Source organism: Paraburkholderia edwinii, from assembly GCF_019428685.1.
Lineage (GTDB): Bacteria > Pseudomonadota > Gammaproteobacteria > Burkholderiales > Burkholderiaceae > Paraburkholderia > Paraburkholderia edwinii.
Genome location: NZ_CP080095.1, coordinates 2,622,267 through 2,635,992, shown reverse-complemented (window position 1 = coordinate 2,635,992; position 13,726 = coordinate 2,622,267). Strand labels below are relative to the sequence as shown.

Annotated in this window: 13 protein-coding genes; 4 read left to right on the top strand and 9 right to left on the bottom strand. The window is 60.7% G+C overall.

What is annotated here, in order from left to right:
* The first annotated feature begins 599 nt into the window (after positions 1–599).
* Entirely contained in the window at positions 600–1,208 is a 609-nt protein-coding gene (locus tag KZJ38_RS11625; RefSeq protein WP_246641439.1) for a hypothetical protein, read from the top strand.
* A gap of 843 nt (positions 1,209–2,051) precedes the next feature.
* Complete coding sequence (locus KZJ38_RS11620) at positions 2,052–2,273, top strand: DUF2795 domain-containing protein (protein WP_219796054.1); 222 nt, start codon at positions 2,052–2,054, stop codon at positions 2,271–2,273.
* Positions 2,274–2,388: 115 nt separating this feature from the next.
* Here the strand turns inward: KZJ38_RS11620 and KZJ38_RS11615 are convergent, their stop codons facing one another.
* Both KZJ38_RS11615 and KZJ38_RS11610 read right to left on the bottom strand, forming a co-directional pair.
* The gene (locus KZJ38_RS11615) at positions 2,389–2,721 is read right to left on the bottom strand and encodes a DUF6723 family protein (RefSeq protein WP_246641438.1); all 333 of its coding nucleotides are present in this window, start codon (positions 2,719–2,721) and stop codon (positions 2,389–2,391) included.
* Between the two features lie 603 nt (positions 2,722–3,324).
* Positions 3,325–4,032: a succinate dehydrogenase/fumarate reductase iron-sulfur subunit gene (locus KZJ38_RS11610; RefSeq protein ID WP_219796053.1), complete on the bottom strand. Its 708-nt coding sequence runs from the start codon at positions 4,030–4,032 to the stop codon at positions 3,325–3,327.
* A gap of 365 nt (positions 4,033–4,397) precedes the next feature.
* Between KZJ38_RS11610 and KZJ38_RS11605 the strand changes: the two genes are divergently transcribed.
* Complete coding sequence (locus KZJ38_RS11605) at positions 4,398–5,117, top strand: hypothetical protein (protein ID WP_219796052.1); 720 nt, start codon at positions 4,398–4,400, stop codon at positions 5,115–5,117.
* A 94-nt stretch (positions 5,118–5,211) separates the two neighbouring features.
* On the opposite strand, the gene KZJ38_RS11600 is transcribed toward KZJ38_RS11605, so the two are convergent.
* The 4 genes from KZJ38_RS11600 to KZJ38_RS11585 form a co-directional block, all read right to left on the bottom strand.
* Positions 5,212–5,526, bottom strand: a complete 315-nt coding sequence (locus tag KZJ38_RS11600; protein WP_219796051.1) for a DUF4148 domain-containing protein — start codon at positions 5,524–5,526, stop codon at positions 5,212–5,214.
* A gap of 241 nt (positions 5,527–5,767) precedes the next feature.
* Positions 5,768–6,031, bottom strand: a complete 264-nt coding sequence (locus KZJ38_RS11595) for a CsbD family protein (protein WP_219796050.1) — start codon at positions 6,029–6,031, stop codon at positions 5,768–5,770.
* Positions 6,032–6,082: 51 nt separating this feature from the next.
* Positions 6,083–6,949 carry an SDR family oxidoreductase gene (locus KZJ38_RS11590; RefSeq protein WP_219796049.1) on the bottom strand — a complete coding sequence of 289 codons (867 nt, stop codon included), beginning with the start codon at positions 6,947–6,949 and terminating at the stop codon, positions 6,083–6,085.
* Between the two features lie 205 nt (positions 6,950–7,154).
* Entirely contained in the window at positions 7,155–7,376 is a 222-nt protein-coding gene (locus KZJ38_RS11585) for a hypothetical protein (protein WP_219796048.1), read from the bottom strand.
* Positions 7,377–7,798: 422 nt separating this feature from the next.
* Here KZJ38_RS11585 and KZJ38_RS11580 point away from each other — a divergent pair, with 422 nt between their 5' ends.
* Positions 7,799–8,968, top strand: a complete 1,170-nt coding sequence (locus KZJ38_RS11580) for a zinc-dependent alcohol dehydrogenase (RefSeq protein ID WP_219796047.1) — start codon at positions 7,799–7,801, stop codon at positions 8,966–8,968.
* Between the two features lie 804 nt (positions 8,969–9,772).
* On the opposite strand, the gene KZJ38_RS11575 is transcribed toward KZJ38_RS11580, so the two are convergent.
* The 3 genes from KZJ38_RS11575 to gcvA form a co-directional block, all read right to left on the bottom strand.
* A complete protein-coding gene (locus KZJ38_RS11575; RefSeq protein WP_219796046.1) occupies positions 9,773–11,104 on the bottom strand; it encodes a PQQ-dependent sugar dehydrogenase in 1,332 nt (443 codons plus the stop codon).
* Between the two features lie 558 nt (positions 11,105–11,662).
* Positions 11,663–12,160, bottom strand: a complete 498-nt coding sequence (gene phaP / locus KZJ38_RS11570; protein WP_219796045.1) for a TIGR01841 family phasin — start codon at positions 12,158–12,160, stop codon at positions 11,663–11,665.
* Between the two features lie 498 nt (positions 12,161–12,658).
* Positions 12,659–13,567, bottom strand: a complete 909-nt coding sequence (gene gcvA / locus KZJ38_RS11565; protein ID WP_219796044.1) for a transcriptional regulator GcvA — start codon at positions 13,565–13,567, stop codon at positions 12,659–12,661.
* Positions 13,568–13,726 lie beyond the last annotated feature (159 nt).

The following is a 13,726-nucleotide window of genomic DNA, read 5'->3' as shown; positions in this document are numbered from 1 at the left end:
GCTTGTACGTATTGCGTCCGTTTCGGACGTGAGCGCTACTGTCTGCGGACGGTCGATCTCTTCCTTTCCAATCGGAGCCGCGCCGAAGCACCTGCCCCCTGCGCATTTTCGCAAGCGGTTGACGGGAGGCTGGCGCCGCAGGTTCGCACTTTGCGTGAAACGGAGCGGTGATGCCCGCGGTCCGCAGGAGAACGACGAGCTGCGTCGGCGACGAGCGGCAGGTCGGCATTGAACAGGTGCGGATCGACGAGGGCACACGCATCGGCGAGTTGCCAAAGAAGGTCGATGGCGCGAGCGGCCGCCAGGAAGGCCTGAGCTGTGGTGTATGTCAATGCGCATGGGACAGTCCAACGCCACCAGCGGCGACACCTGAAACAGGAGACCTAACGGCCTATGTTTCGCTGACCGCCGGTACGGGCACACAGGATGCGAGGACTGACTGCACATGGGAGATGATACTGGCAGTCGCAGCTACCCATGAGGGAACTGAAATTTCCATAGGCGCATGTGCAAAACGCTAGCGCGAATCCCACTGGGGCGTTTCAGGCGTAAAGCACAGGTAATGCGGAATACGCGAGATATTTCGACGGAGCAAACCCATGAGCGATAACTCCTCTGACGTGCCGCGCAATGCCGCCGTAGTGTCCCTCCCCCACGATGCCGTCGCCTTACCACGCGTCGCACGCCAGCTTGGCTGGCTCAGCATTGCGCTCGGCATTGCCGAACTGTGCGCGCCGCGCGCGCTGTCGCGTACGGCGGGAATCGATGCGCGCCCGACCACCGTGCGGCTGTACGGGCTGCGCGAAATTGTGTGCGGCATCGGCATTCTCACCTCGCGGCAGCCGCAACGATTCTTATGGGCTCGTGTGGCAGGCGACCTGCTCGATATTGGCAGTGCTACAGCTGCGGCGAAAACCGGCAGCGCGCGAGCGGGCCGCCGCGTATTAGCCGTCGGCACTGCGTTGGTCGGCGTCGGCGCGCTGGACATCTATGCGGCAGGTGTTACCGCGTCATCGAGAACGGGCCGGCACAACTCCGTAGTGCGTCCGTTACGCGACTACTCGACGCGCAGCGGCTTTCCACAAGCGCCAGACGCGATGCGCGGCGTAGCGCTGGCCGATTTTCAGATGCCACGTGACATGCGCACGCCGGAGGCGCTGCGCCCCTATCCAACGGCGCCCGACAAGACCGGGAAATCTGCTGGTTGACTCGCCCGACGCGGTCCGATCAAAGCGTCACTGCGCGCGGCGCGGCGGAAGCGCTCGCAAGAACGGCGCAAGCCCGCCCGATTTTTTCCGCTCCGTTTTTTGCGTGGCGACACCTGCCCTTGCGCGGGCCGAAGTGTGTGATGCAAAAGCGGATAACTGATCAACCGTGTCTTCATCGCCGCGCTCGGTCGCCGCGCGAGCCGAACGCCTCTTGCGGGAGCGACCTGACGCGGGGTGATCGGGAAGCGCCGCGGGCACTTCGTACACGGCCAGTAACCGTTCGACAGCCTCCGCGCTTCGCTTCGATCGTTCCCGCACCTGTTTCGCAAAAGGTGCTATCACGTCCCGCAAGCTCGAGCCGTCCTTCGAACGCCGTTGCGCCTGTGCGCTGTGCCACGGAAGACCTAACGGCTCGAACGCTTCGAGAATCGAACCGAGCGCTGCCGACGACAACGCGCTCTGGTCGTAAAGGTTGATCAGCGCGGTGCAAACGCAATCGCAAACGCTCACGGTCGATTTGCTATTTGCGTCATCGCTGAGATTGGACGCCTTGCGCGCCAAGCGTCCTGAGGTGCGTTCGGCACCGCCTTTTGGCGGTCGTGCGGCGGAAGCAGATTTCGATGCCGGTTTGCGTGCAGCCATGCTTGCCCCCTGAATCGTGATTGAGTCGGCTAGACGAAGCGCCATCGCACACAGGTGACGCTGCAATTGACGTGCCCCTTTGTGTTTGCAGGAAAGGCCGAAGCGTGAGCCTCTTCCTACACCCGTGCCTTGGCGGGGTTGCGCAGGACGTGGCACGCCCGATGCGCCAGCAGATAAATCCATATCCACTGGAGGACTGCTATGGCATCCGATCAATCGAATGCGAAGAATCCGCAGATCAGAAAATTTATCGATGTGCAAAAAGCGCTTAAAGGAGCGGCCTATCCGGCCACCAAAGAGAGCCTGCTCAAAACTGCAAAGGAAAATGGTGCCGACGAAGAGGTGATGGAGGCGCTGGCGGCCTTGGCGGATGAGCCGCTCGATAGCCCTGCTGCCGTTTCCAAGGCAATTGGCAACGAATAAGCCGGCCCGACGCCACACAGACATGTGGCAAGCCGTGATGGGCGCCGTGCGACGGTCGACAATCCCCCGCTTTCGATACCTCGCGCGAGCCTGGATCAGTGACAGGCTTTGATAACTATTCGGGATGTTTCAGGTCAGCGTCAATGACCATCCCGCCCAGGTTTGTAGCGCTTCGACGTGCCTCCTCGACGGTGGCAAACGGCCCGATTTCCAGCGCGCCATCATACGGGTAGATGGTTTTGCCATCCGTCTTGCGCACAACCTCCAACCTGCCGAAGAACTGGCCGCCTGCAGTACGCGATGCCGTCAGATACACCGCGTAGTCGTCGGGCGACTCCGCGTACATCTTGCCGTTACGCGCGCCTTTAATTTTCCGTCGTACCACGCTAGTCTCCTCATCGCGTCTCAGCATCGCGAAATTCAGCCAGCAATCGAATGATTCGAACAATCCCTCCGCGACAGATCCTTCCACATGAGGCATTCCCGTGCGTCAGGCTTACTCACGCAACCGCTGTGCCTCAAATTTCGAAGGCCTCGTGCATCGCCGCTACGCATCGCCGGTCATCTTCCCCCGGCGGTGCCACCGCCCCGTTCGAATCTGTGCGAACGCGTCACTGCTGGATGTCACCCTGCTGATTCCGGTGCATCATGTTCATGCGCAGCCGCAATTCATAGGGCTGCAGAGAGGCTGATCATGATGAGGCTTTTCGGTATCCTCACCTTGGCAGCAGCCGTTGCCGGCTGTGTTGCTGTGCAGCCAAATGGTTACGGCGATCCGTACTACGGATATGGTCCCGGCTATTACGCGCCCCGTACTGCGATAGGTGTGGGCGTGGGTGGAAGCAGCTTTGGCGGAGGGAGCGTCGGAGGCGGAGTCGGCGTAGGCGTGGGTTTCTAAACGACAATGATTTCTGCCCTGTTTCAATGTGCCACGGGGCTCTGCGCCGCTCTAGCCGGGCAACGACCGTTCATTGCTGCAGATCGGGACGCCAGCGACGCGACCGTCATCCACGCACACCGGCATGGCAATGCTGCGCCGGAACTCCTGCTTTCATACTGCTCGGCGGGTCAGCATTGACCGAATTTCGCCGATCGCGCGCGCCGGATTCAGCCCCTTGGGGCAGACATCGACGCAGTTCATGATTGTTCGACAGCGAAAGAGCCGATACGCGTCTTCCAGATCCGTCAGTCTGGCGGCCGTATTCTGGTCGCGAGAGTCCGCTATGAAACGGTATGCCTGCAACAGGCCGGCGGGGCCTACGAAGCGGTCCGGGTTCCACCAGAACGAAGGACACGACGACGAGCAGCACGCACACAGAATGCACTCATAGAGGCCATCCAGCTGGTCCCGTTCGTCCGGAAACTGCAAGCGCTCCCGGTCAGGCGGCGGATCATCGTTGACGAGCCACGGCCTGATCGAATGGTATTGCTTGAAGAATGGTGTCATGTCGACGATCAGGTCGCGGATCACGGGCAAACCCGGCAGTGGCCGCAGTACGATCTGTTTCGGTAGCTCCTTCATATTGGCAAGACAGGCCAACCCGTTCTTCCCGTTGATATTCATTGCATCCGAGCCGCAAATGCCCTCACGGCATGAGCGTCGAAACGCGAGCGTCTCATCCATCGCCTTGAGTCTTCCCAGCACATCGAGCAGCATGCGCTCGTCGTGGCCGAGATCCAGTTCATATCGCTGTACGCGCGGGCGCTCGTCCGCGTCGGGGTCGTAGCGGTAGATGTCGACGGTTCGAGTGTCGGTCATATCAGCTCCGGATGGTGGCAAGCTCGCATCGCTGCGGGCAAACGTGTAGCGGGACCACGACTCATCGCCCATCCGGCGCATCTCGCGTTCCCGATGTAGACCGTCTCAGGGCCGGCGTCTCACACGATGGCGCACCGCCCGACGAGCGACGCACGCATGCATGCATCCGACGGCCAAGCAGATTCGTGAGCGTTCGGCGGTTGTGCCTTGATCGGAATCTACCGTGCAAAATCGCTGCCGACGTATTGCCAGTCGACGCCCATTGCTGCCCGTAGAAGCGCGCAACTTGTGGAATGTCGTTTGCGGGCTCGTGGTCGTCGGACTTCCCGGCGATTTCTTGATATCGCAAAATCTGGAGACTGATCATGCGACTATTAGCAACACAAGATGGACTGCCGCGCGTTTCCTGGGGCGCGGTGTTTACGGGCGTCGTTATCTCGCTCGTGATTTATCTGGTGATGAGCGTCCTTGGTACGGCCATCGGTGCATCGCTGCTCAGTCCTTTGTCCGAGCCGAACCCTACGCGGGGATTCGGCTTCGGGTCCGGCGTCTGGCTCATTGTGACAACCGTTGCATCGGTATTTGGCGGAGCCTATTTTGCGGGTCGTTGCGCGCCGGTACTTGGTTGGCTGCATGGCCTCCTGGCATGGGCGGTCATGATTCTCTTTGTCGTCTTCGAGATGGCAACACTGATTGGGGGCGCAGTCAGCGTCGCCGGCAACGTGGCGTCGGCCGGTGCCACAGCAGGCGCCGCCGCGACCCAGTCCAACGCAGGAAATGACGCAATAGCTTCCCTGACGCAACAGGCGCGAAGCACTATCGCGTCCGCCACCGCTGCGGCATCCAGTCCGCAAGCAGAAGCTGACGCGCGACAGGCGGCAGACACCGCGGCACGCGCTGTGGCCCGCGCGAGCTGGTTCTCCGTGGCCGCCCTTTTCGTTGGCGCCATCATAGCGCTCGGCGCGGGAGGCCTCGGGTTCCGGCATCAGCCGACGATCGAAAGCGGCGCCGCCCGATCGACGTCCGCGACAGGGGGGAGGTCCAACGACGGGCCGGATGATGTTCGGCCGCGACCGGTGCGCTAGCCAGGGCGCTATGTCTGCCGTGCATGGACGCGAAGACGGTCACCCTGAAAACAGGCCGCCGAAGGCGTCGCCCGTTTTCTGTCTGCCAATCCATTCAGCCGGGCGGCGGTAGTTGACACTCCGTCTGGAACCAATAGTCGACAAGACGCTGCGCCGCTTGCAGATCATCAGGGTAGTACGGGTCGTCATACCATGGTGACGGGTTGTAGCCCGCTTTTCGCAGCGCCACCAGTTCGCTTTGGTGCTGTGCAAACGTGGGAGGCGCGTTGCTCTTGAGCGCGGCCAAGTCGCGGCATTCGGTCGGACTCAGATGCCGGCCGGTGTATGGTGGCATCCCGCCTACGACGCATCCGGCGAGCAGAAGCGTAAAGGCGGAGAGTATCAACCGGAGTATCAAGTGCCCGTCCACGGTAGATGCCCATCAGTCGATTCATTCACCGCCCGCTTCGCGTATCGAATCGCGAGGCGGACGGCTACGGCAACGCACCGCCGGGAAGTGCTTCCGCTCCTTTTTTGCCAGACTTAACCTCGTCAGTCATGTCTACCAGAGGTCACGGCCGCCTCCCTCGCATAACTGTTCAAGTGTTTCACACCCAGGCCCGTGCCTGGCGTAGGCCGGTACACACGGTATTGCCGTCGCTGCGCCGGTTTTACCGTTCGGTCCGGTTGGCCGCCCTCAGCATTCCCAACACAAAGCCAATCCCGACCGCAATCCCGAGAGCCATCAGAGGACGCTCAGCCGTAGAGTCCTTCACTACGCCCCTTACGTCTCCGTACAGCTTCTGCGCCTTACCGGTGAGTTCCTTCGCCTTCCCGCTCACTTGTGCGCTGGTATCGCCAAGCGCATCGCCGAGCGTTTTTTCTACATACCCAGCGCTCTTTTGAAGCGTACCTTCTATCTTTGACGTCTCCATGATTGACTCCCTCAGTATCTGTGCGGCGTGCAGCCGCGAAGGACAGCGAACTTAAAGCATCGGCGCCCCGCCCGTGACCGCCACGGTCGCACCCGAGATATAACTTGCTTCGTCGGAGGCTAGCATCACGTACGGCGGCGCGACTTCGACCGGCTGCCCCGGCCGTTTCATCGGCACCTGCTTGCCGAACTCCTTGACCTTGTCCTCGGGCATGGTCGACGGAATCAGCGGCGTCCAGATCGGCCCCGGGGCCACGCAGTTCACGCGTATGCCGCGTTCCGCGAGCGCCTGCGCCAGTCCCGCGGTGAAATTCTGGATCGCACCCTTCGTGGCCGCGTAGGCGAGCAGACCCGGATTCGGTTTATCTGCGTTGATCGATGCCGTGTTGATGATCGAGCCTCCGGCCTTCATGTGCCTGACGGCGGCGCGCGTGATTCTGAACATCGCGCTGATGTTCGTATCGAAGGTGCGGTCCCATTCGTCGTCGCTGATCGCTTCGATCGACGGGTAGGTCATCTGATAGGCGGCATTGTTGACGAGCACGTCGAGCTTGCCGAATTCGCGCACCGCACGTTCGACAATTTCATCGCAATGCATCTTGTCCGTGATGTCGCCGCGCACGAGCACCGCCTTGCGGCCCGCCTCCTCGATCCAACGTGCGGTCTCGCGCGCATCGTCGTCTTCGTTCAGATAGGCGATCAGTACATTGGCGCCCTCGCGCGCGAACGCGATCGCGACTGCTCGCCCGATGCCGCTGTCGCCGCCTGTAATGATTGCCGCCTTGCCGGCGAGGCGCCCGGAGCCGTGATAGCTTTGCTCGCCGTGGTCCGGTTTCGGGTGCATCGGTTCGGTGCGGCCAGGCACCTGATCCTGCGGCTGGGCAGGCGTCGATTGCCCCTTCTGTTGAGTGTCGTTCATAGTGGCTTCCTAAGGCACTCCGCCGGGCACAGAATGATCCGGCGTCCGATAATGGCCAGCAAGCTGCGAGCCGGCGCGTCCGCTAGAAGTACCGCTTCGAGAGCTGGCAAATCGCCGACCGCGTTCATTTCGCGCTGGGTGGGGTGCGTTGCGGGCTGTGGCGATACTCCGGCAGCCGTCGTGCCGGAGCGTTGCCACTTTCCTGTTACGGGCCTTTTCCTGCGTCTTTCATGCCGCCTTCGTCCGACGACGGCTTGGCCTCGGTCAGGTCTTTCTCGCTGACTTCGGATTGGCGCACCGTCGTGCCGTCTTCTCCCGTCTCGGAGATATCGGTTTCGAACGTGCCCGTGCTGCTGGTGCCGCCCTCGCTGTTCTTGCTGGAGTCGTCCGGTTGCCCCGTGTTGGGCCCTTGTTCCTTCGTCGCCATGATTCGCTCCTTTCGATGTACCGAATGCGTGACGCAATGGCACGCATAGCCACTGCAGCATTGGCAATGCCTGGACGCGCGGTTCCGGGCGCATCGGGAAAACAGCGCGGACGCTGGCTTTCCGCTGAAGCGGACCGCCATATCGGCCTTTCGCAATTCGTTAGCCACCCGGAAAAACCGCATTAGGGGGTTTACCTCGCGGAACGCCTTTTTTACAAGGCAACTCCGGGACGGGGTGAGGCCAGTCGACGCGCCCACGACAGCAAGATCATCATCAGCGCACGCGAGGCGGCGCCGTATAACATCCAGCGAGGCGTGAAGCTGCACGACCGGTTCTGGTTGAAGTCGCAACCGTATTCGGCTTGTCGCGGAACATCGAATGCTGGCTCATCGCAACGAAGATCAGGTCAGGGAGACCGAATATGAGAGCGCTCAGATGGCATGGCAAGAAAGACATCCGGTGCGACACCGTGCCGGATCCGCAGATCGAACATCCGCGAGACGCCATCGTGAAAGTGACGACATGCGCGATCTGCGGTTCGGACCTGCATCTGTTCGATGGCTTCATGCCCGGCATGAAGCACGGCGACATCATGGGCCACGAATTCATGGGCGAAGTCGTCGAGGTGGGGAGCGAAAACAAAGCGTTAAAGGTGGGAGACCGGGTTGTCGTGCCGTTTACCATCATTTGCGGCGAGTGCGACCAGTGCAGGCGCGGTAATTTCTCGGTGTGCGAGCGCACGAATCGCAGCAAGGAAGCGGCCGACAAATTGTTCGGGCATACCACGGCAGGACTGTTCGGTTATACCCATCTGACAGGAGGCTACCCGGGCGGTCAGGCCGAGTATGTGAGAGTGCCGTTCGCCGACAGGACGCACGTGAAGATTCCCGACGGACTGACCGACGAGCAGGTGCTCTTTCTCGGCGATATCTTTCCGACTGGCTGGCAGGCCGCCGTGCAATGCGATATCGAGCCGACCGATACCGTCGCTATCTGGGGCGCGGGCCCGGTCGGGCAGATGACGATACGCAGCGCCGTGCTGCTCGGCGCCAGACAGGTGATTGCGATTGACCATGTGCCCGAGCGTCTCGCGATGGCGCGTGCGGGCGGCGCGACGGCCATCGACTTCAAAAACGAAAACGTGCTGGAGCGGCTGCACGAACTGACTGCCGGCAAGGGCCCGGAAAAATGCATCGACGCGGTCGGCATGGAGTCGCATGCAACGCGCTCGGTCGACTCGATGTACGATCGCGCCAAGCAGGCGGTCATGCTCGAGACTGACCGGCCACACGTGCTGCGTGAAATGATCTACGTGTGCCGCCCGGCCGGCACGCTTTCGGTGCCGGGCGTCTATGGCGGCCTCGTCGACAAGATTCCAATGGGCGCATCGATGAACAAGGGCTTGACGTGGCGCATGGGGCAAACGCACGTGAACCGCTGGACCGACGATCTTCTGCGGCGCATTCAGGAAGGTCAGATCGATCCCTCCTTCGTCATCACGCACTCGGTGCCGCTCGAAGACGGGCCTGCGATGTACAAGACGTTCCGCGACAAGGAAGACGGCTGCATTAAGGTCGTCTTGAAGCCGTGAACGCGAGGGACGAAGGATCGACGCGACGACTTCAATACGCCTTTTTTGTTACGCCAGCATCGGGCGCGGCGGAACCGGTCCCACCCTTTTGCATCTGTTTCTGTGACGTCCCGCCGGACTTCTCCGTGGCGCCTGGAGCCGAGGCGCCGGCCCCGCCTCCGGTTGCGGGCGTTCCCGTGCGCGTCTCCTCTTGTCCCCCGCCCGCCGCCCCAGTGCCACCCGCACCGCCGCCCTGCGCGTGAGCCGCGCTTGACATGATCAGTGCCAGCAACAAAAACAGGATTCGTTTCGTACCGAATTGCATGATTGTCTCCTCGTGCTAACGGCGATCGCCATGACCCGGTGGGAAAATAGCCTCGCGCTTTTCTTGCGCAATCGCCATGCCGCAGGGTTAATCCTCAGCCGGGCCGCGAGCGTCTCATCCATCGTCTCCATCGTATCGATCATCTCGATCAGCTGCGGTCTCTATTAGCAATCCGATTTTTCTTAGCGCTGCATTTGCGGACGCGCGTTATTCCGGGCGTAGCGGAAATTAGCCGCCGTTCGAACGGCATTCGGGTTGACTCTGGGTCTTCACCGGCGCAAATTTTCACCGCTTGACCACTGCATTACAACGAGGCTTCGTTCACCATTTCACAGGGGTGCCATCGGCGGCCTATCGCGCAAAATGTGAGGCGTGCGAGACAAGCCGCGCGACCAGCGAGACGCGCGATTCTTGCGCCGCGCGATCTCAGGGTCCGCAATCTGCCGGACGCGGGTCATCCATCGCCTTCCGACTCCTCCGAGGCAAGCGGCCGGGGAGCGTCAGTTGCCCGCCGGCTCCTCATTGTCACGCGGCACTATTCGCCAGACCGCGTTACCCACGTCGTCAGCAACGAGCAGGGCCCCATGCGCGTCCAGCGCCACACCGACGGGTCGGCCCACGGCGTGTTCGTCCGCCGTCAGAAACCCGGTCAGGAAATCCTCCGGTGCGCCGGCAGGTTTTCCATCGACAAAAGGCACAAATAGCACCTTGTAGCCTGCATGCGGTTTGCGGTTCCATGATCCATGCTGCCCAATAAATGCGCCCCCACGATACCGCGCCGGGAACGATTTTCCGGTGTAAAAGACAAGGCCTAGCGAAGCCGTATGATTGCCAAGGGCGTAGTCGGGCTCAACGGCATTTCCCACGAGATCGGGTCGTTGAGGAGTGACGCGTGCGTCGACATGCTGGCCGTAATAGCTATATGGGAAGCCATAGAACGCACCTTCTTTCGGAGCGGTCATGTAGTCCGGAACCAGGTTGTTGCCCAGACCGTCCCGCTCGTTAACTGTCGTCCACAACGCACCGCTGTCCGGTTGCCAGGCGAGTCCGTTGGGGTTGCGCAAGCCCGTCGCATAAGGCCGCATTCGACCGGTGTCGACGTCCAGCACGAGGATTCGCGCTCGGTCCTGTTCCGCGTCGATTCCGTTTTCGCCTGCGTTGCTGTTCGATCCCACCGTAACGTACAGATGTTTTCCAGAGCGGTCGGCGACTACATTTTTTGTCCAGTGATGGTTGATCGGGCCTGCGGGCAGGTCGAGAACCTTCACGCCGGGGCCTTCGATCGAGGTAGCACCTGCGACATAGTCGAAGCGCAATAGAGCGTCTGTATCTGCTACGTAGAGTTGACTGCCAATCAACGCCATTCCAAACGGCGAGCGTAGACCGCGAAGAAAAACGGTTTGCATCTGGGCGGCCCCACTGCCGTTCCGATCACGCAGGAGCACGATGCGATCCGGGCTCGGCAGACCTGCGCCTGCGCGCTTCATGATCTGCCGCCTGATCGAGCCGGCCAGGCCACTTCCTTCATCATGTTCTTCGGGCGCGTCGCTTTCCGCAACCAGTATGTCACCATTGGGCAAAGTGTAGAGCCAGCGCGGATGCGCGAGACCGGCCGCAAACAAGGTGACGTCGAAGCCTGGGGGAGCGGTGGGCCGGAACCCCGGGGGGCGCGCATGAACGGGAGCGATATTCACCATTGGAAGCAACGTCGACTCTGGAGGTGGTATCGTGGGCGACGAGCCGAAGCCGATATCATGCGAACCTGATGGTCCGAGCGCGCACGAAGCAAGCGGAAAAGCGGCCAGGAAAGCGAAGCGATTGAACAGGCGCATGTGCGTTTCCAGCGAGAGTGATGTCTACTTTCGGAAACCCATAACGAACAAACAGACGGACTTCGGCTGCTTTACGATGACGACGGGCGATGACGCTAATGCGAGAGAACACGGCCCGTCGCGACTGGAATTTCTCAGTACGGAGGCGAACGCGACATTCGTTCCAGTCAGCGCGACCGGTGCTGCACCTTTGAACGTGGCGCAAACGACTCCGCCCCGTGCGCCTTGACCAAATTCTGGGGGTTGCTGCCTTTTACAATCCGTCTTTTTGAGGGAACGGTGAGGATCGAATCAATGAAGGTGTGCGCTCGATTCGCTCCATACCTGAACGCGTCCTGATCACAAAGGAAATCGAAGCGCTCGGGGAAACTGGCGACTCGCAAGTCCGGGTTGTCTGGAGAAAACACTGTCCACGACACGCGAAAGCGATGACATGTACCCCCGAGCGCGTGCGATTTTGCCTGAGTGACATGTACTTCAATATCGCAACCGCGGTACGGACCATAGGACCGGCTGGCCATGACTTTCTCCAACAGGCGTTGCCTGACAGGTTCGTCGCTATTCGCGCTGCGACGCGACCACTTCACCTTTCTCATCCACGATTCGTGCAGTTTGCTCCTGACTGGTCGCGAGTGTCGAGCCGGGCTGCAGTATTAACGAACCGGCACCGACTGCCACGTTGTCGGCCATGCCAGTCATGGCCATGAAGCCTCGATTGAACGAACTTTCAGCTTCATTCACGGCGTCCGCATAAGCGCCAAGCAGGATGTCTCCAACATGCCGTAGATACGCCGCAGCTTTCGCGCTCCCGGCAAGCGCATAACTGGCCTGCAGCCGCCATGCACCTAACAGCGACCGTTCCTCGGCCGCTTGCAGCGCGATCGCACGTTGCTCGTCTAGCGTCGTATGGATCGCACGACTATTCAGTTCGGCGAGTTGTTCGGCAGCTGCAACATAGACCGAGGTCAATCCGGTCACGTCTTTGAGTGCCGACGCGCTATGACGAGCGGATGTTTTTGGCGCTTTCCCGGTTTCCAGCATCACAGATTCGCTCACGTTCGACTCCTCGATATCAAGTTGTGTGGCCAGCAGACGATGGACTAATGGACGGGCTGATACATTTGTGCAAACGCTATTCCTGATCGTCGGGAGGCAACCTGTCGAGGCGTGGCCTGCGGGAAAAGCTATGGCGTGCCCGACGACCTTCGGAATTGGTTTTGCGAACAGTTAGAAAAGATCGAGCACATCCGCCGCCGGCACGCGCGGCTTCTCTAACGCACGTGCAAACCCCATAAGTCGGTTACGCGTCGCAGAGTGGCGTTCGGACCTCACCGGCGATGGTCGTTTTTTGACCGGCTACTGCCCGAATGCGATCGCCCGAAATCGACCACTAAACGGACGTTCAGTGCGTTGACGCGAAAGTCTCTGATTGGCCGCTTTTTGACAGACGCGTTTGTCGCTCATCAACCCGTTTCAGCCGCTCGATGCACCGGCCGAAGGCGACGGCTTTCGATCGGATACCGGTCGTTGAAACGAAGCGTCGGCCGTGGCCACTCATCTCGTATCTGCAAGAAATTGCTTTACTTCACCTGCTAACCACTCGCGCAGCGCGCGGACCTTGGGATGATCGCGATTACCGGTGCGATAGACCAGATCATAGCCGCGCTCGACTTTCAGACGGATGTCAGGGAACGGCGCGACAAGGCGTCCAGCCGCGATGTCATCGCCGACCAGAGCACTGCGTCCGAGGGCTACGCCTTCGCCACGGATGGCTGCCTCGATTGCCATGCTTCCATGACTGTATGCGGCCCCTCGCCCCCTGCGACTCCTGCCCACGTCTGCATAAGCGAACCACTGTTCCCAATTGGCCAACATCCGGTCTTCATGCAGCAGCGTGCAACGTGTGAGGCTAGCCGGATTCGTCAACCCGCCGACTTCCTCGCGATAGCTTGGACTACAAACCGGTGTCACGGTTTCTTCGAGAATCCGTTCCGACTGGACGCGAGGATAGCGACCGCCGCCGTATCGCACGGCTGCATCGACCTGACCATCGTCCAGATCAACATTGCGATCGGTCACGTCGAGATGCACATCGAGTTCCGGATGTATCGCCTTGAAGCGATGAAGGCGCGGCGCCAACCACTTGCTCGCGAACGAAACGCTCGTACTGATGGTCATGCTTGCGATGCTGTCGTGTCCGCGCAGGCTCTCGGCTTCCCTCGTCAGTTCGCCCAGTAGTCGGGCTACAGCAAAGTGAAACTCTGCGCCCGCATCGGTCAGGACAATCCGGCGCGTGAGGCGGCGGAACAGCGGAACACCCAGATGATTCTCTAGCGTCTTGATGTGTCGGCTGACTGCGCCGTGGGTCACGTGCAGTTCCTCGGCGGCCAGCGTCATGCTCAGTAGTCGGGCAGTCGCTTCAAACGCGCGCAGAGTTTGCAGCGGCGGAAGCCGATCGAACATAGGAGCCATTTACGTGTGAGTTTCGCTCACGCATTATATGACGACAAATCGTTTGTCAGTGATCTGCGCTGCCCCGAATATCTCGATTCAATGTCCATTCCGCGCTAACGCCAATGTCGAGCCAAAGCCTAACTGACGCCTGTTCCGGAGCCGTCGTTA